At 73.6% G+C, this 17,825-nt stretch carries 19 protein-coding genes; 12 read left to right on the top strand and 7 right to left on the bottom strand.

Translation table 11 applies throughout. From position 1 onward, the window contains the following. The 3 genes from NH602_RS15140 to NH602_RS15130 form a co-directional block, all read left to right on the top strand. A partial coding sequence (locus NH602_RS15140; RefSeq protein WP_253068138.1) for an urease accessory protein UreF occupies positions 1–456 on the top strand: 456 nt, incomplete at its 5' end. Further along, positions 446–1,174, top strand: a complete 729-nt coding sequence (gene ureG, locus NH602_RS15135; RefSeq protein ID WP_253068137.1) for an urease accessory protein UreG — start codon at positions 446–448, stop codon at positions 1,172–1,174. The genes NH602_RS15140 and ureG, both read left to right, overlap by 11 nt. 1 nt (position 1,175) lies before the next feature. Next, entirely contained in the window at positions 1,176–1,970 is a 795-nt protein-coding gene (locus NH602_RS15130; RefSeq protein ID WP_253068136.1) for an urease accessory protein UreD, read from the top strand. A gap of 59 nt (positions 1,971–2,029) precedes the next feature. Here the strand turns inward: NH602_RS15130 and NH602_RS15125 are convergent, their stop codons facing one another. Next, positions 2,030–3,667: a cytosine permease gene (locus NH602_RS15125; protein WP_253068135.1), complete on the bottom strand. Its 1,638-nt coding sequence runs from the start codon at positions 3,665–3,667 to the stop codon at positions 2,030–2,032. A 290-nt stretch (positions 3,668–3,957) separates the two neighbouring features. Continuing rightward, entirely contained in the window at positions 3,958–4,737 is a 780-nt protein-coding gene (locus tag NH602_RS15120) for a GNAT family N-acetyltransferase (protein WP_253068134.1), read from the bottom strand. A gap of 154 nt (positions 4,738–4,891) precedes the next feature. Here NH602_RS15120 and uraD point away from each other — a divergent pair, with 154 nt between their 5' ends. The 4 genes from uraD to NH602_RS15100 are packed head-to-tail and all read left to right on the top strand — an operon-like array spanning position 4,892 to position 8,142. Next, on the top strand, positions 4,892–5,398 hold the full coding sequence (gene uraD / locus NH602_RS15115; protein ID WP_073575035.1) for a 2-oxo-4-hydroxy-4-carboxy-5-ureidoimidazoline decarboxylase: 507 nt from the start codon (positions 4,892–4,894) through the stop codon (positions 5,396–5,398). Further along, positions 5,395–5,700: a hydroxyisourate hydrolase gene (locus NH602_RS15110; RefSeq protein WP_179759974.1), complete on the top strand. Its 306-nt coding sequence runs from the start codon at positions 5,395–5,397 to the stop codon at positions 5,698–5,700. The genes uraD and NH602_RS15110 overlap by 4 nt, the downstream gene beginning before the upstream one ends. Before the next feature lie 2 nt (positions 5,701–5,702). After that, a complete protein-coding gene (gene pucL / locus NH602_RS15105) occupies positions 5,703–6,617 on the top strand; it encodes a factor-independent urate hydroxylase (protein ID WP_073575037.1) in 915 nt (304 codons plus the stop codon). A gap of 28 nt (positions 6,618–6,645) precedes the next feature. After that, positions 6,646–8,142: a nucleobase:cation symporter-2 family protein gene (locus NH602_RS15100; RefSeq protein WP_253068133.1), complete on the top strand. Its 1,497-nt coding sequence runs from the start codon at positions 6,646–6,648 to the stop codon at positions 8,140–8,142. On the opposite strand, the gene NH602_RS32225 is transcribed toward NH602_RS15100, so the two are convergent. The 5 genes from NH602_RS32225 to NH602_RS15080 form a co-directional block, all read right to left on the bottom strand. Further along, on the bottom strand, positions 8,094–8,834 hold the full coding sequence (locus NH602_RS32225; protein WP_374210174.1) for a type IV toxin-antitoxin system AbiEi family antitoxin domain-containing protein: 741 nt from the start codon (positions 8,832–8,834) through the stop codon (positions 8,094–8,096). The genes NH602_RS15100 and NH602_RS32225 overlap by 49 nt on opposite strands. A 211-nt stretch (positions 8,835–9,045) precedes the next feature. Then, positions 9,046–9,867: an IclR family transcriptional regulator gene (locus NH602_RS15095; RefSeq protein WP_179759977.1), complete on the bottom strand. Its 822-nt coding sequence runs from the start codon at positions 9,865–9,867 to the stop codon at positions 9,046–9,048. A gap of 9 nt (positions 9,868–9,876) precedes the next feature. Beyond that, positions 9,877–11,286 (bottom strand): allantoinase AllB, encoded by a 1,410-nt coding sequence (gene allB / locus NH602_RS15090; RefSeq protein ID WP_237454206.1) that lies wholly within the window; start codon positions 11,284–11,286, stop codon positions 9,877–9,879. Continuing rightward, positions 11,283–12,017, bottom strand: coding sequence for an aspartate/glutamate racemase family protein (locus tag NH602_RS15085; RefSeq protein ID WP_073575041.1), 735 nt, complete (start codon positions 12,015–12,017; stop codon positions 11,283–11,285). Before NH602_RS15085 ends, allB begins: the two co-directional genes overlap by 4 nt. Continuing rightward, on the bottom strand, positions 12,017–13,492 hold the full coding sequence (locus tag NH602_RS15080; RefSeq protein ID WP_253068132.1) for an NCS1 family nucleobase:cation symporter-1: 1,476 nt from the start codon (positions 13,490–13,492) through the stop codon (positions 12,017–12,019). Before NH602_RS15080 ends, NH602_RS15085 begins: the two co-directional genes overlap by 1 nt. A 288-nt stretch (positions 13,493–13,780) precedes the next feature. On the opposite strand from NH602_RS15080, the gene NH602_RS15075 reads away from it, so the two are divergent. From NH602_RS15075 to NH602_RS15055, 5 genes are all read left to right on the top strand, one after another. Further along, on the top strand, positions 13,781–14,173 hold the full coding sequence (locus NH602_RS15075; protein ID WP_062394669.1) for a hypothetical protein: 393 nt from the start codon (positions 13,781–13,783) through the stop codon (positions 14,171–14,173). Positions 14,174–14,193: 20 nt separating this feature from the next. Continuing rightward, entirely contained in the window at positions 14,194–14,982 is a 789-nt protein-coding gene (locus tag NH602_RS15070; RefSeq protein WP_253068131.1) for a hydroxypyruvate isomerase family protein, read from the top strand. Continuing rightward, the gene (locus NH602_RS15065) at positions 14,979–15,860 is read left to right on the top strand and encodes an NAD(P)-dependent oxidoreductase (RefSeq protein ID WP_253068130.1); all 882 of its coding nucleotides are present in this window, start codon (positions 14,979–14,981) and stop codon (positions 15,858–15,860) included. The genes NH602_RS15070 and NH602_RS15065 overlap by 4 nt, the downstream gene beginning before the upstream one ends. Further along, positions 15,857–17,647: a glyoxylate carboligase gene (gcl, locus tag NH602_RS15060; RefSeq protein WP_253068129.1), complete on the top strand. Its 1,791-nt coding sequence runs from the start codon at positions 15,857–15,859 to the stop codon at positions 17,645–17,647. Before NH602_RS15065 ends, gcl begins: the two co-directional genes overlap by 4 nt. After that, positions 17,644–17,825 (top strand): glycerate kinase (locus NH602_RS15055; protein WP_253068128.1); only part of this gene is annotated, 182 nt, incomplete at its 3' end. The genes gcl and NH602_RS15055, both read left to right, overlap by 4 nt.

The following is a 17,825-nucleotide window of genomic DNA, read 5'->3' as shown; positions in this document are numbered from 1 at the left end:
GACGCAGCACTCGACGCGCGCACGCCGTCGCTCGCGCAGCGCGAGGCGTCGCGGGTGCAGGGGAAGGCCGCCCTGCGTGCGGCGCGGGCGGCGTGGCCGTCGCCGGAGCTCGACACGCTCGTCGCGGTCGACCGGCGCCCGCACCACCCGCTGCTCGTCGGCGTCGTCGTCGGCGTCGCCGGGGAGTCCCCGTCCACCGCGGCCCGCTGCGTCGGCTACCTCGCCGTCTCCGGGCCCGCGTCGGCGGCGGTCCGGCTGCTCGGGCTGGATCCGTTCGCCGTCAACGCCGCGCTCGTCGCCTTGGACGACGACCTGGCCGTCGTCGTCGACGAGGCCGCGGACCTCGCGGCGGGCGACCCCGCCGACCTCCCGGCGCCCGGCGCGCCGGTCCTCGACCTCATGGCCGAGTCCCACGTCCACCACCACCGCGAGAGGGTGCGTCTCTTTGCCTCCTGAACAGAGCCCGCCGACCGGGCAGACCGGGCACGGCCACGGTCATGTGATCAGCGTCGACCCGACGGTCACCGACCACGACCACCACGACCCGGCCCCGGCCGGTGGGCGCGCGGTGCGGATCGGCATCGGCGGGCCGGTCGGGTCGGGCAAGACCGCGCTGGTCGCGGCGCTGGCCCGCAGCCTCGGCGAGCGGGTCCGCCTGGCCGTGGTCACCAACGACATCTACACCACCGAGGACGCGGACTTCCTGCGCCGCAACGCCGTGCTGCCGCCGGAGCGGGTCGAGGCCGTGCAGACCGGCTGCTGCCCGCACACCGCGATCCGCGACGACATCACCGCCAACCTCGACGCCGTCGAGCTGCTGGAGGAGCGCTTCGGCGACCTGGACCTGGTGCTCGTGGAGTCCGGCGGGGACAACCTCACCGCGGTGTTCTCCCGCGGCCTGGTGGACCGGCAGATCTTCGTCGTCGACGTCGCGGGCGGGGACAAGGTGCCCCGCAAGGGCGGCCCCGGCGTCACCACCGCGGACCTGCTCGTGATCAACAAGACCGACCTGGCGCCGCTGGTGGGCGCCGACCTCGGGGTCATGACCGGCGACGCCGCGCGCATCCGCGGGGAGCTGCCGGTGATCGCGCAGTCGTTGGTCGAGGACCCGGGCGCCGGCGACGTCGGCGCCTGGGTGCTCGAGCAGGTCGCCGCGGTCCGGGCGAGCGTCTGAGGTGCTGGCCTGCGCGGAGCTCGTGGTCGTCGCGCGGGACGGCCGCTCGGTCGTCACCACGCTGCGGGCGCAGTCCCCGCTGGCCCTGGTCCCCCGTCGTGGCGTCACCGGTGCGAGCCGGTCCGACGCCGTCGTGCACCTGGTGGGGTCGGCCTCGACCCCGCTGGCCGGCGACGACGTCACCCTCACCGTGACCGTCGGCGCGGGGGCGCACCTGACCCTGACCGGGGTCGCCGCGGCCGTCGCCCTGCCGGGTGGCCGCAGGTCCGACCGCGCGGACCGGCCGAGCCGGACCGTGCTGCGCTGCACCGTCGGCGACGGCGGGTCGCTGACCTACCTGCCGGAGCCGACCGTGGTGACCGGGCGGGCCCACCACGAGACCGTGCTCGACGTGGTGCTCGCCCCGACCGCCGCGTTGCGCGCCCGGGACCTGCTGGTCGCCGGCCGCACCGGGGAGCGGCCGGGCCGCTGCCGCGGGACCGTCCGGGTCACCGAGTGCAGTGCCGCCGGGAACGGTGCCGCCGGGAACGGTGCCGCGCCCGGCCGGCCGCTGCTGGTGCAGACCCAGGAGATCGGCGACCCGCTGCTCGACGCCTCCCCCGCCCACCTCGCCGGGCACCGGGTCCTGGGCACCGAGGTCCTGGTCGGGCCCGCCCGCGAGCAGGTCCCCGCGACCTGCGGGGACGGCTGGAGCCTGTCCCCGCTGCCGGGACGCGGGGCGCTCGCGACGGCCGTCGCGCACGACGCCGTCACCGCCGCCCGCCGCCTCGCCGAGGCGGTCCGCGCCGCCTCCTGAGCCGTCGGGCGACCGGCACCGGTGAGGGGCCGGGTGCCGCTCCCCCCCACCGGTGGCGGTCACACCTGGGCCGGGAGCAGGTGCTCGCCCGTCCGGTCGGTGCTCAGGCACAGCGAGCACACGTAGGCGTCGTGCGCGGGGCACGCCGCCATGTCCGGTCGCTCCAGGTCCTGCCCGCACACGTGGCACGGCAGGGTGACGGCCGAGGGGTTGCCGTGCTCGTCGAGCATCGGCAGGTCGATGCCGTCGTCGGTGCGGCGCAGGTACCAGCGGCCGCGGGTGGCCAGCGCGATCACGGGGGGCAGCACCACGCCGAGCACGATCGCGACCAGCGGAGAGAACGGCGCGATCGCCTCGCCCAGCAGCCCGAAGAACGCCGCGATGGACAGCCCGCCCGCGACGACCACCGAGCCGAACCCGACCGGGTTGACCGCGTACAGCATGCCGCGGCGGAACTCCGGGAACCTCGGCGAGATGCCGAGCAGGTACTTGTTCACCACGATGTCGGTGGCGACCACGACGATCCAGGCGATGCCCATGTTCGCGTAGAACCCGAGGATCGCGTTGAGGAAGTCGAACATGTTCGCCTCCATCAGCACGAGCGCGATCACCAGGTTGACGCCGAGGAACACCAGCCGCCCGGGGTAGGTGCCGGTGACCCGGGTGAAGGAGTTGGTCCAGGCCAGCGAGCCGGAGTAGGCGTTGGTGACGTTGATCTTGATCTGGCTGATGACGACGAGCACCACGGCCAGGGTGATCGCCAGCCACGCGGGCATGAGCTCCTGGTAGATGACCAGGAACTGGTGCACCGGCTCGTTGGCCACCGTCGCGCCGTCGGCCAGGTTCGCGATCAGGTAGACGGCGAGGAACAGCCCGACGACCTGCTTCGCCGCCCCGAACAGCACCCAGCCCGGCCCGGCGAGCAGCGTCGCGGCCCACCAGCGGCGGGCGTTCTCCGGGGTCCTGGGTGGCATGAACCGCAGGTAGTCGATCTGCTCGGCGATCTGGGCGATCAGCGACAGGCACACCCCGGCGGCGAGCATGACCGAGCCGAGACTGGGGGTGCCCGCGCCGTCCTCGCCCTGGTAGGCCAGGAACGTCGACACCGAGTCCGGGTGCGCGAGCAGCAGGTAGCCGAAGGGCAGCACCATCAGGACCAGCCACAGCGGCGTCGTCCACACCTGCAGCGTGGACAGCAGCGACATCCCGTACACCACCAGCGGGAAGATGATCACCGTGGACACGGCGTAGCCCGCCCACAGCGGCAGCCCCAGGCCCAGCTCGAGCCCCTGGGCCATGATCGAGCCCTCGAGGGCGAAGAAGATGAAGGTGAAGGTCGCGAAGATGACGTTGGTCAGGATCGAGCCGTAGTAGCCGAAGCCGCTGCCGCGGGTGATCAGGTCCAGGTCCAGGTTGTAGCGGGCCGCGTAGTACGCCAGCGGCAGCCCGGTCGCGATGATCACCAAGGCGAACACGGCGATGCCCCACAGGGCGTTGACCGTGCCGTACGCGATGCCGATGTTCGCGCCGATCGCGAAGTCGGCGAGGTAGGCGATCCCGCCGAGCGCGGTCACCCCGACGACGCCGGGCGACCACCGGCGGTAGCTGCGCGGCGCGAACCGCAGCGTGTAGTCCTCCAGCGTCTCGCGCGCGGCTCCCGCCGGCGCCGCCGTGGTCCGGTCCATCTCCTGTGTCATCGAAGCTCCCACGGTGGCCGGGTCGGAGGACCACCGGTGAGGAATGGTGCGTTCCGCAACGGCGGCGCCGGTTGCCGTCGGGTGACGACTGCGTGACACCGGCCCCGGACGATCCGGGCGCCGCGTGACGGCCGGCGGACCGGCCGGGACGACTGCGTGACGATCCGGGCACGACGGGTGCGTCCCCGCGCCGGACCGGCCACCGTGGTGGACGGGGTGGCCGGGGCGGACGGCGGCCCCGTGACGACGGTGGCGACGGGCGAGGGCGGGCGGGGACGCTGGGCGGGCGGTCAGGAGGGCGGGTGTTCCCACATCGTCGTGCGGAACAGGTCCCAGAAGCCCAGCCGGCGGTAGACCGGGTGGCCGTCGTCGCTGGAGATCAGCAGCGACGGCAGCCCGGGCGCGGCCGCGCAGACGGCCGCGGTGACCGCCCCGCCGAACCCGCGGCCCCGGTGCTCCGGCAGCACCGACACCCAGTCGACCTCGACCACGCCGTGGTGCACGCCCGCCCCGGCCGTCGCGACCGGCTCGTCCCCGGCGTACCCGACGACCAGGTGCAGCAGGCCCGCGGACCGCGGGTCCGCGACGGCCGGCCGCCCCACCTCGGCGAGGCCGTAGCCGGCGACCAGGACGCGCTCGAAGTCGGCCGGGTCGGCGTCGGGCACCGTCCGGATCCGCAGGCCCGGCGGGGGCGGCGGCAGCGGTCCCGGCGGGCGGAACATCAGCGGCGGATGGCCGACCCGCACCAGCCCGTACCCGCTCAGGTCGGGCAGCGCGAACAGCGAGAGCAGCACCCACCAGCGGTGCGGCGGGAAGAACCCGGCCGCGTCGTCGAGCACCCGGCGCAGGTCGCCGGGGCCCGGCGGGGCGGTCAGGACGACCGCGTTGTCGTAGCCGAACGGGGACCCGGGGTCGGCCAGGACGGCACCGGCCACCCGTCGCGCCCGCCCGCCGGACCGGGCCGTCATGGCGGTGGTCCGGTCGGCGTAGGCGTGCACGAACCGGCGCGCGAGGCTGTCACCGACCGGGCTGTCCGGCTCCCAGCCGGTGGTGAGCGTCTCGGTGGTCATGACCGGGGATGGTCCGCCGGTCCCGCGTGCTCCGGCAGGGCCGTTCGGCCGGGTGACCCTTGACACCCTGCCGTCGCGAAACCAACACTGATGACACTTCGGAACCACGATTCCGCATCGTGAAAATTCACGGACGAGTACGGAAGCAGGACCCATGCCGGACGACCTGACCCTCGACCGACTCAACACCGCCCCACCCGACGAGCTGCGCCCGGCCCTGCGTGCCTGCGCCACCTCGCCGGGGTGGGCGGACCGGCTGCTGGCCGGTCGCCCCTACGGCAGCGTCGACGACGCCGTCGCCGCGGCGGAGAAGGCGGTCCTCGCCCTGGACAGCGCCGAGATCGACGCCGCGCTGGCGGGGCACCCCCGCATCGGCGAGCGCCCCGGCGGCGCCCATGCCGACGGCGCCGCGTTCTCCCGTTCCGAACAGTCCGGTGTGGACACCGGGGCGGACACCGCCGCCCGGCTCGCCGCCGGCAACGCCGCCTACGAGCAGCGCTTCGGCCACGTCTTCCTGATCCGGGCCGCCGGCCGCGACGCCGGGCAGATCCTCGCCGAGCTGGAGCGCAGGCTGGGCAACGACCCGGCCGCCGAGCGCGCCGAGGCCGCCGGTCAGCTGGCCGAGATCACCGCCCTGCGGATGCGGCAGGTGCTGGCATGAGCAGCTTCTCCACCCACGTCCTCGACGCCGCGGCGGGCCGCCCGGCCACCGGCGTCCCGGTCACCCTGACCGGCGCCGACGGGACCGTGCTGGCGTCGGGCACCACCGACGACGACGGCCGCTGGCGCGCCCCGGAGTCCGCCGCGCTCACCGCGGGGGTGCTGCACCGGATCACGTTCACGACGCCGAGCCCGTTCTTCCCGGAGGTGTCGATCGCGTTCCGCCCGGAGCACACCGACCGCCACCACCACGTCCCGCTGCTGCTGTCGCCCTACTCCTACTCCACCTACCTCGGGAGCTGATCATGTCCGTCTCGGTCCACCTCGGCGACAACAAGTACGGCAAGGCGGAGGTCCGCGTGGTGCGGGTCGTGCGCGACACCGCCCGGCACGAGATCACCGACCTCAACGTGACCAGCCAGCTGCGGGGCGCCGCCCTGGAGAGCAGCTACCTGACCGGCGACAACTCCAAGGTCGTCGCCACCGACACCCAGAAGAACGTGGTGTACGCCTTCGCCTCCGAGCACGGGATCACCTCGCCCGAGGAGTTCCTGCTGCTGCTCGGCGACCACTTCACCGGCGAGTTCGACTGGATCACCGGCGGGCTCTGGCAGGCCGAGCTGTACGAGTGGGAGCGGATCGTCGTCGACGGCGCCGGGCACGACCACTCGTTCGTCCGGAAGGGCCGGGCCACCCGGCTGGCGACGGTGCAGAAGACCGGCGGGGCCACCCACGTCACCGCCGGGCTGAAAGATCTCACCGTGCTGAAGTCCACCGGCAGCGAGTTCCACGGCTTCCCGCGCGACCGCTACACCACCCTGGTCGAGACCGACGACCGCATCCTCGCCACCTCGGTCACCGCGCGCTGGCGCTACCTGCCCGACGCCGTCGCCGCCGGGATCGACTTCAACGGCGCCTACGACGCGATCGGCGCGGCGATGCTGTCGGCGTTCGCCACCACCCACTCGCTCGCGCTGCAGCAGTCGCTCTACGAGATGGGCCGGGCCGCGGTCGAGGCCTGCGACGGCGTCGCCGAGATCCGGTTCGCGATGCCCAACAAGCACCACTTCCTCTCCGACCTGTCGCCGTTCGGGCTCAAGAACCCGAACGAGGTCTTCCACGCCGCGGACCGCCCCTACGGCCTGATCGAGGGCACCGTCGTCCGTGACGGCGTGACCCCGGCGCCGGAGGCGTGGACCGACGTGCCGTCGTTCGTCTGACCCGCCACTCCCACCGAGGGGATCCGCCATGAGCACGGAACAGGCCACGAGCACGGAACAGGCACTGCGCCCGGAGGACGAACGGCTCGGGATCGGGCCGACGATCGGCTACGGCGTCCAGCACATCCTCGCGATGTTCGGCGGCGTGATCGCGGTACCGATCATCATCGGCGGTGCGGCCGGGCTCACCCCCGCGCAGAGCGCCGTGCTCGTCGCCTCCGGGCTGTTCATCAGCGGGCTCGCCACCCTGCTGCAGACCCTCGGCCTGCCGTTCTTCGGGTCGCAGCTGCCACTGGTGCAGGGCACGTCGTTCGCCTCGGTGTCGACGATGATCGCGATCGTCGGCGACGACGGCACCGACGGCCTGCGCACCGTCTACGGCGCGGTGATCGTCGCAGCCGCGGCCGGGCTTCTCATCACCCCGTTCTTCGCCCGGGTGGTGCGGCTGTTCCCGCCGGTGGTGACCGGGTCGATCATCACCGTCATCGGGCTGTCGCTGATGCCGGTGGCGACCGGCTGGATCACCGGCCGGGAGACCGTCACCGTGGGCGGGGCGACGGTGCCCAACCCCGAGTTCGCCGCGCTGCCCTCGATCGCGCTGGCCGGGTTCACCTTCCTGGTGGTGGTCGTCGCCGGGAAGATCGCGGTGCTCTCGCGGCTGTCGGTGCTGCTCGGGCTGCTGGTCGGGACCGTCGTCGCGCTGGTGGCCGGGCTGAGCGACTTCTCCGGCGTCGGCGGGGCGAGCGTCGCCGCGCTGCCCGCGCCGTTCGCGTTCGGCACCCCGCTGTTCACGGTCGGGGCGACCGTCTCGATGGTCATCGTGGTCCTGGTGATCATGGTGGAGACCACCGCCGACATCCTCGCGGTCGGCGAGGTCGTCGAGACCCGGGTGGACGCCCGCCGGGTCGGCGACGGTCTGCGCGCCGACATGGCCGCCTCGGTGATCGCGCCGGTGTTCAACTCCTTCCCGGCGACGGCGTTCGCCCAGAACGTCGGGCTCGTCGCGCTGACCGGGATCCGGAGCCGGTTCGCCGTCGCCGCCGGTGGGCTGCTCCTGCTGGTGCTGGGGCTCTCGCCGATGGCGTCCGCGGTGTTCTCGGCGATCCCGCAGCCGGTGCTCGGCGGGGCGGGCATCGTGCTGTTCGGCACGGTCGCCGCCAGCGGGATCCGGACACTCGCCGCGGTCGAGTACCGCGGGACCAACAACATGGTGATCGTCGCGGCGTCGGTGGCGTTCGGCCTGGTCCCGGTGGTCTCGCCGGAGTTCTGGGCGAACTTCCCGGACTGGTTCGCGACGATCTTCCACTCCGGCATCAGCTCGGCGGCGATCGTCGCGGTGCTGCTCAACCTGTTCTTCAACGTGTTCGCCCCCGGACGGCCGTCGGCGCCGTCGGTCGTCGCGGCGGGCCCTGCCGTGCTGGTGCAGACCGGGGAGATCAGGATCCTGGCCTCGGGCGAGGTACTGGGCCCGGAGTCCTACGAGCCGGTCACGGCGAAGCCGGGCACCCAGGTCAGGGACGACTGAGCGCCGCAGCATGATCGTCGTTCCGGAAGGGCCCGGTGCCGTCCGTGGCACGGACCCCTGCCGGGACGACGATCACCGCTGCCGGTCCGGGGCCGGTCACGCTGCGGCGGCCAGGACCTCACGGACACGGCGCACGCGTGCAGCTCGGCGAAGCCGACGTGACGTTGCAGGGCGCGGTCGAGGAAGCGAGGTCCCGCCACCGGGGCGGCCTCGCGCACGGTGCACGTCGGCGTCGTCACCGCGACGCCGTGCAGCACCGTCCGGTCGGCCGGGTCCAGGACCCGCCTGCGCAGCGTCACCCCGGGGACGGGGACCCGGGGACGGAGACCCGGTGCATCGTGCGCGGGACCGTGAACCCGATCGTGCCGGGCGGCTCGTCGAGCATCCGGTGCCAGAACGCGGCTGCGGGGCCCGCTCAACGTCGCCCGCGGACCCGCCCGGAGCGCCGCCGCTCGGACCCTGCTCTCGTGTCCCGGTCGGTGCCCGGCGACCAGGTAGACCCCGGGGTGCACCATGCACCATGCCCCGGTCGACGCCCGGCGGGCGACGGTGCGCCCCGACATACCGCAGGCGATGGCCTGGGCCCGGCTGATGACGCCGGCCTGCCGGACCAGCAACGCGGCGACCCCTCCGGCCACGCCGGAGGGACCGGCGGAGGGGATGTCGTGGCCGCTGTCCGGGCTCTCGGTCATCGCCGGAGCATCCGGCCGCGGCGCCCCGGCCGGGCCCGTTCGCTCCGTTCCGGTGGCGATCGCGAACCGCATCCCCGTGGTGATCGAGGACTCGGAAGGGATCGGTGCCGGCAGTGGCACCGATCCCTTCCGGATCTCCGATCATGGTCGGGCCCGTCGGAGTCCGACGGCGTCGGCCGTGGTGTGGGCGACGCCGACAGGAGGCCCGGCCTCAGACCCCTGCGGCGTCCTGCCGGGCCAGCTCGGTCACCAGCGCGTCGGCCACGGACCGCAGCTTCGGCACGGCGGAGTCGAGGAGCGCGTCGGTCATCCGGGTCGTCGGGCCGGAGATGGACACCGCGGCGGGCAGCGGCCCGTCGAGCGCGACGGCGACGCACCGCACCCCCAGCTCCTGTTCGCCCTCGTCGACGGCGTACCCGGCGGCACGGACCTTGTCGAGCTCGGCGAAGTACTCCTCGGGCGAGGTGATCGTGTTGTCGGTGTGCCGCACGAAGTCGGTGTGCCGCAGCACCTCCCGCGCCCGCTCGACCGGCATCCGGGACAGCAGGGCCTTCCCGACGGCGGTGCAGTGCGGCGACACCCGTCGCCCGACCTCGGTGAACATCCGCATCGAGTGCCGGCCGGGCTCCTGGGCGACGTAGACGACCTGGTTCCCCTCCAGCAGCGCCAGGTTGGCGCTCTCCCCCAGGTCGTCGACCAGGCCGGCGAGCCGCGGGCGCGCCCACATGCCCACCAGGCGTCCGGCGGTGTCGCCGAGGCGCACCAGGCGGGGCCCGAGGGCGTACTCCCGCGAGGACTGCTGGCGGACGTAGCCGCGCCCGGCCAGGGTCCGGACGAGCCGGTGGATGGTGGGCAGCGGGAGCCCGGAGGTGGCCGCGAGGTGGGACAGGCTGACCGTGCCGCCCGCGTCGGCCATCGCCTCCAGCAGGTCCACGGCCCGCTCCACGGACTGCACGGTCCCCGAGCGGGCCGGTGCCGCCGCGGCGACGTCCGCGGCGGCGCCGACGCGACTGTCGGGATCGTTCTTCCGCATGACGGAAGTCTAGCCCTGCTCGGGCGGTGCGGCCGGGACCTCGGTGCCGTCCGGGGCGCCGGGTGCACCCGTCACCCGCTCCACCGAGCCGCGGCGCAGCAGCCTGCCGTGCGGCTCACCGGACACGTCGACGTCGCGGCCGCCCAGGACGGTGCGCCGGACCACGCCGGACAACGACCGGCCGGCATAGGCGCTCACCTTGTTCTTGTGGTGCAACCGGTCCGGGTCCACGACGAAGGCGGCGTCGGGGGCGAAGACGGCGAGGTCGGCGTCGTAGCCGAGCGCGATCCGGCCCTTGGAACGCAGCCCGACCAGGTCGGCGGGCTTCGACGCCATCCACTGCACCACCTGCGCGAGCCCGATGCCGCGCCGGCGGGCCTCGCTCCACACCAGCGACAGCCCCAGCTGCAGCGACGACACCCCGCCCCAGGCGAGCCCGAAGTCCCCGGAGTCGAGCAGCTTCAGCTCGGCGGTGCTGGGCGAGTGGTCGGACACGATGCAGTCGATCGTCCCGTCGAGCAGGCCCTCCCAGAGCAGCTCCCGGTTCGACGCCTCGCGGATCGGCGGGCAGCACTTGTGCGTGGTGGCGCCGTCGGGGATCTCCTCGGCGAACAGCGTGAGGTAGTGCGGGCAGGTCTCGGCGGTGATCCGGACGCCGTCGCGCCGCGCGGTCGCGATCATCGGGAGCGCGTCGGAGGAGGACACGTGCAGCACGTGCGCGCGCGCCCCGGTCCAGCGGGCCCGCTCGATGACCTCGGCGATCGCCAGGTTCTCCGCGCCGCGCGGACGCGAGCGCAGGAAGGTGTCGTACTTCGCGCCGTGCGGGGTGGGCGCCTTCTCGATGGCCCGGGAGTCCTCGGCGTGCACGATCATGACGGCGTCGAAGGTGGCGAGCTCGGCCATGTCGCGTTCCATCTCGTCGGCGTCGAGCGGCGGGAACTCGTCGACGCCGGAGTGCAGCAGGAAGCACTTGAACCCGAAGACGCCCTCGTCGTGCAGGCCGCGCAGGTCGCCGAGGTTGCCCGGCACCGCGCCGCCCCAGAAGCCGACGTCGACGAACGCCTGGTGCTCGGCGACCTTGCGCTTCACCTCCAGCGCCGCGACGTCGACGGTCGGCGGGATCGAGTTCAGCGGCATGTCGACGATCGTGGTGACCCCGCCCGCCGCGGCGGCCCGGGTCGCCGAGGCGAAGCCCTCCCACTCGGTGCGGCCGGGCTCGTTGACGTGCACGTGGGTGTCGACGAGGCCGGGCAGCAGCACCTCGTCGTCGGCGAGGTCGATCACCCGGGCCCCGTCGAGGGCGTTGCCGAGCGGCTCGATGGCGACGATCCGCCCGCCGGTCACACCGATCTCGCGGGGCTGCTCGCCGGCGGTGGTCATGATCCGCTGCCCGCGGACCACGAGGTCGTAGCTGGTCATGACATCTCCAGGGGGAATCCGGTGATCTTCTTGGTACGGGGTGCCGCGTAGGTGCGGCTCGTCGAGGTGGTCAGGCCGAGCCGGACCAGCGACTCGGCGACGGTGACCGCGGCCTGCACCCCGTCGACGACGGGCACCCCGGTCTCCGCCCGCACCTTCGCGTCCAGCCCGGCCATGCCGCCGCAGCCGAGGCAGATCACCTCGGCATGGTCCTGCTCGACCGCGACCCGGGCCTGCTCGACGATCGCGGCGACCGCGCGATCCGGGTCCTGCTCGAGCTCCAGCACCGCGAGCCCGGAGGCGCGCACCGAGGCGCAGCGCCGGTCCAGCCCGGCGAGCAGCAGCCGGTCGGAGATGAGCGGCACGGTGCGATCCAGGGTGGTCACCACCGAGTAGCGGTGGCCGAGGTACATCGCGGTGGTCGCGGCGGCCTCGGTGATGTCGACGACGGGCACGTCGAGCATCTCCTGCAGGCCCTCGCGGCCGTGCTCGCCGTAGCCGGCCTGGATCACCGCGTCGAACCGCTCGCCGGAGGCGGCGTAACGCGCGACGGCGTCGGCGACCCCGACCGCGGCCAGGTAGCTCTCCAGGTTGCCCTCGACCGATTCGGCGCCGAACCGGGGCGTCAGACCGACGATCTCGGTGCCCGGTGCCGCGACGGCGCGGGCGGAGGCGGCGATGGCCTCGGTCACCGACCCGGTGGTGTTGACGTTGACGACGACGACGCGCATCAGTGCCCCCCGGCCGGTGCGACGGCCAGCGGCTCCCCGGAGACCGCGCGGTAGGTCCGTCCGCGCGGGGCGACGAGCACGGTCAGCAGCGCCGCGACCCCGGCGCCGAGGAACCAGCTGAACGGCGCGACCGGTTCCAGCGCGGGGACGAACCCGACGGCGACGGCGACCACCGCGGACGGCACGAACACCGCGACCGCGCGCCGGTTGACCCCGCCCCGGTAGTGGTAGGCGCCGGTGCTCGCCTCGGTGTAGAGCGCGGGGACGTCGATCCGGCCGCGCCGGACCAGCCAGTAGTCGGCCATCACGATCCCGAACAGCGGGCCGAGCAGCGCGCCGAGCACACCCAGGAAGTAGGTGATCACCACCGGGGAGTCGTACAGGTTCCAGGGCAGGATGATCAGCCCGATCAGCGCGCTCACCACCCCGGCCCGGCGGAAGTCGAGCACCCGCGGGAACAGGTTGGACAGGGCGTAGCAGGGGGCCACGAAGTTCGCCATCAGGTTGACCGCGATCGTCAGGATCAGCAGCGCCGCGGAGGCGACCAGCAGCAGCGGGGTGTTGGGGATGGTGTTGACGACGTCGGCCGGGCTGGAGATCACCTGGCCGCCGATCCGCAGCTGGCCGCCCGCCAGCACCACGACGACGACACCGAAGAACAGCGTGTTCGGCAGGATCCCCCAGAAGCTGCCACGCCGGACCGCGCCGGTGGACACCGCGCCGCGGGTGAAGTCGCAGAAGTTGAGGACGAAGGTGCCGTAGATCGCCGTCCACAGCGACGCCCCGGCGAGGATCTGCACCCACATCGCCCCGCCGGTCAGCGGCTCGGGCACCGACAGCGCGATGTCGCCACCGGTCTGCCACAGCACCCAGCCCGCGAGCACCGCGAGGGTCACCAGCACGATCGGGCCGGCGACGGCCTCGTAGCGGCGGATGCCGTCCATGCCGCGCAGCAGGATCGCCACCTGCACGACCCACAGGACGACGAAGCAGATCCAGCCCAGCACCGACAGCCCCAGGAACGACACCTGCTCCAGCGCACCGGCCGACGGCGCCACGGCCAGGACCATCACGACGAGCACCCGGGTGGCGAGGTAGGTCTGGATGCCGAACCAGGCGATCGCGACCGCGCCCCGCACCAGGGCCGGGAGCTGGGCACCGCGCACGCCGAAGGAGATCCGGCTCATCACCGGGAACGGCAGGCCCGTCCGGTAGCCCATGTACCCGGCGACGGTGAGCAGCACGAACAGCACCAGCGCACCGATGCCGAGCGAGACCAGGATCTGCCAGGCGCCGAGGCCGAGCGCGAACAGGCCGAGCGCGAAGCCGTAGTTGCCCAGGCTGTGCACGTCGACGGCCCACAGGGTGAAGATGTTGTAGGCCTTCCACGACCGTCCCTCGACGGTGGTCGGCGCGAGGTCGCGGTTGTAGAGCCGGGGGCTCGGTGCGTCGGCGCCGTCCTGCGTGACGGGCACGGCGGCCACCCGCTCACCGGTCGGGGCTGCTGCGGGTCGGTCGCTCGTTCCGGGTCCCGTCATCGGGGCCACCTCGGTTCCCACGTCGTGGCGCGTCCAACGTAACGCGCTGATTTCCGCGATGTGAAACGAATCTCTTACGTAGCGGAATCAAGCTATGGCGCCGGTCACGCAAGCGTCAAGGGGTCGCCGGCGACGACGATGCTTGACAGCCCCCTGACGCCGTGGTCCGATTCACACCGCACAACGGAATCACTTTTCCGCATTGCGGAATGATTGGAGGCTCCGGTGACTGCCCTCTTCTGTTCCGGTGACGCGATGCGCGGCGGCCGGCTCCACCACAACGTGTCCGCCCACCCGTTCCTGGGCGGGGTCCGGACCGCTCCGCACTACCGCATGTACTCGGTACGCGACCAGTTCCCGGCCCTGCTGGAGGACCCCTCCGGCGGCGTGCCGCTGGCCGGGGAGATCTACGACGTCCCGCTCTCGGCGATCCGCACCGACTTCCTGCCCGACGAGCCGCCGGAGCTCGAGCTCACCGTCATCGAGCTCGACGACGGCCGCGACGTCCTCGCCGTCGGGTTGCGGCCCGGTGTGCTGGAGCGCCAGCGCGACGAGCTCACCGACATCACCACCCACGGCGGGTGGCGGGCCTACCGGGGACTGCCCGAGCCCGCCTGAGGACCGAGGAGGCCCCTGAAGTGCGCTACACCGTCAACTGCTCCATCGTGTTCCCCGACCTGCCGCTGCTCGACCGGCCCGCGGCCGCCGCGGCGGCCGGCTTCGACGCCGTCGAGTTCTGGTGGCCGTTCGCGGACTCCGTGCCCGGCGACCACGAGGTCGACGCCTTCGTCACCGCCGTCGCCGACGCCGGCGTCACCCTCACCGGGCTCAACTTCACCGCGGGCGACATGCCCGCGGGCGAGCGCGGCATCCTGTCCGACCCGGACCGCGCGAGCGAGTTCGCCGACAACGTCGCTGTCGCCGTCGGCATCGGCGAGCGGCTCGGCACGCTCGGCTTCAACGCCCTCCACGGCAACCGGCGCGACGACCTGGACCCGCGCGTCCAGGACGAGACCGCCGTCCGCAGCCTCGCACTGGCCGCCGACGCGGCCGCCCGCATCGGCGCGGTCGCGCTGCTCGAACCGGTCAGCGGCGTCGACGCCTACCCCCTGAAGACCGCCGACGACGCCGTCGCCGTGCTCGACCGGGTCGGGTCGCCGCATCTGCGGCTGCTGCTCGACGTCTACCACCTCGCCGTGAACGGCGACGACCCCGCGGCCGCGATCGACCGCCACGCCGACCGGATCGGCCACGTCCAGATCGCCGACGCCCCCGGCCGCGGCGAACCCGGCACCGGGGACCTGCCGATCGCCGACCTGCTCGCCCGGGTCGCCGCCGCCGGCTACGACGGCCCGGTCAGCCTCGAGTACAAGCCCGTCACCGCCGACCCGTTCGGCTGGCTGACCAGCGAAGGAGCCCCCGCATGAGCGCCATCGCCTTCGTCGGCCTCGGGATCATGGGCGGCCCGATGGCCCGCCACCTCGTGAAGGCCGGGCACGACGTCGTCGGCCACAACCGGAGCCCGGGGAAGGCCGAGGCCCTCGCCGCCGACGGCGGCCGGGCCGCCGGGACGGTCACCGAGGCGGTGACCGGCGCCGACGTGGTCGCGCTGATGCTGCCCGACTCCCCCGACGTCGTCGACGTCTGCACCCGCGACGGCGGCGTGTTCGACACCGCGGAGCCGGGCACCCTGGTGGTCGACTTCTCCACGATCCGCCCCGACGTCGCCCGTGACCTCGCCGCCCGTGCGGCCGAGCGCGGCCTGCGCATGCTCGACGCCCCGGTCTCCGGCGGCCAGGCGGGCGCCGAGAACGCCGCCCTGTCGATCATGGTCGGCGGGGAGGAGGCCGATGTGGCCGCCGCCCGCCCGCTGCTCGACGTCGTCGGGAGCACCGTCGTGCACGTCGGCCCGTCCGGGGCCGGGCAGACCGTGAAGGCCGCGAACCAGCTGATCGTCGCCGGGAACATCGCCCTGCTCGCCGAGGCGATCGAGTTCCTGCGCGCGCACGGCGCCGACCTCGACGCCGCCGCCCGTGTGCTCGGCGGCGGGCTCGCCGGCTCGAAGGTCCTCGACCAGAAGGCACCGAAGATGCTGTCCGGGGACTACTCCCCCGGCTTCCGGATCGACCTGCACCACAAGGACATGGGCATCGTCGCCGACTCCGCCCGCGAGGCCGGGGTCATCGCCCCGGTGGCCGCGCTCGTCGCCCAGCTCGTCGCCGCCACCCGGGCCGCCGGAGACGGCGGCCTCGACCACTCCGCCCTGCACCGCACCGTCCGCCGCCTGAACGGGGAGTCGTCATGACCCGGATGACCGCGGCCGAGGCCGCCGTCCGCATCCTGGAGGCCGAGGGCGCCACGCAGGCGTTCGGCGTGCCGGGTGCGGCGATCAACCCCTTCTACGCCGCGATGCGCGCCCGCGGCACGATCGGCCACGTCCTGGCCCGCCACGTCGAGGGCGCCTCGCACATGGCCGAGGGCTTCACCCGCGCGCGCCCGGGGAACATCGGCGTCTGCATCGGCACCTCCGGCCCGGCGGGCACCGACATGGTGACCGGGCTGTACTCGGCGTCGGCGGACTCGATCCCGATCCTGGCGATCACCGGGCAGGCGCCGGTCGCGCGGCTGCACAAGGAGGACTTCCAGGCCGTCGACATCGCGGCCATCGCGGCACCGGTCACCAAGATGGCGATGACCGTGCGCGAGGCCGCGCAGGTGCCGGGCGCGTTCGCCCAGGCGTTCCACCTCATGCGGTCCGGCCGGCCCGGTCCCGTGCTGATCGACCTGCCGATCGACGTGCAGCAGACCGTCATCGACTTCGACCCCGACACCTACGCCCCGCTGCCGGTGCACCGCCCCGCGATGACCGGCCCGCAGGCGTCGCGGGTGCTGGACCTGCTCGCCGAGGGCGAACGGCCGCTGATCGTCGCGGGCGGCGGCATCGTCAACGCCGATGCCTCCACCGAGCTCGTCGAGCTGGCCGAGATCCTCGGCGTCCCCGTCGTGCCGACCCTGATGGGCTGGGGCACGATCCCGGACGACCACCCGCTCGCCGCGGGGATGGTCGGGCTGCAGACCGCGCACCGCTACGGCAACGCCACCTTCCTGGCCTCCGACGTCGTCGTCGGGATCGGGAACCGCTGGGCCAACCGGCACACCGGTGGGCTGGACACCTACCGGCGCGGGCGCCGGTTCGTGCACATCGACATCGAGCCCACCCAGATCGGGCGGGTGTTCGCCCCCGACTACGGCGTGGTCTCCGACGCCGGGGCCGCGCTGCGCGTCCTGCTGGCCGAGGCCCGCCGCCGCCGCGACGCCGGGACGCTGCCGGACCGCAGCGCGTGGGCGGAGTCGTGCCGCGAGCGGAAGGCGACGCTGCTGCGGCGCACCGACTTCGGCTGCGTCCCCATCAAGCCGCAGCGGGTGTACCAGGAGATGAACCGGGTCTTCGGCCCGGAGACCCGCTACGTGACGACGATCGGGCTGTCCCAGATCGCGGCCGGCCAGTTCCTGCACGTCTACCGGCCCCGGCACTGGGTCAACTGCGGTCAGGCCGGACCGCTCGGCTGGACCATCCCGGCCGCGCTGGGCGCCGTCGTCGCCGACCCGTCGACCCCGGTCGTCGCGCTCTCGGGCGACTACGACTTCCAGTTCATGCTGGAGGAGCTCGCGGTCGGCGCCCAGTTCGGACTGCCCTATGTGCACGTCGTGGTCAACAACTCCTACCTGGGCCTGATCCGGCAGGCGCAGCGCGCGTTCGACATGGACTTCCAGGTCTCCCTGGCCTTCGACAACATGCACGCCGACGAGGAGCTGACCGGGCTGCCCAAGGGCTACGGCGTCGACCACGTCCGCGTCGCGGAGGGGCTGGGCTGCGTGGGGCTGCGGGTCACCGAGCCCGACGAGATCGCCACGACCCTGCGCCGGGCGTCGCAGCTGGCCTCGGAGCACAAGGTGCCGGTCGTGGTCGAGGTGGTGCTGGAGCGGGTCACGAACATCGCGATGGGCACCGAGATCGACGCCGTCACCGAGTTCGAGGACCTCGCCGAGACCCCCGCCGACGCCCCGACCGCGCTGGCCCACCGCCGGTGAGCGCGATCCTGCTGGCCCCGGACAAGTTCAAGGGCTCGCTGGACGCCGCCGCCGTCGCCGACGCGCTCGCGGCCGGGATCGCCGACGTCGACCCGGGCCGTCCGGTGCGCCGCTGCCCGGTCGCCGACGGCGGCGAGGGCACCGTCGCCGCGGCTCTCGCCGCCGGGTGGGAGCCGGT

It is taken from the genome of Pseudonocardia sp. McavD-2-B, assembly GCF_024124365.1.
Lineage (GTDB): Bacteria > Actinomycetota > Actinomycetes > Mycobacteriales > Pseudonocardiaceae > Pseudonocardia > Pseudonocardia alni.
Note: the sequence above shows the minus strand (reverse complement) of the source record. Positions and strands in the feature narration are given on the sequence as shown.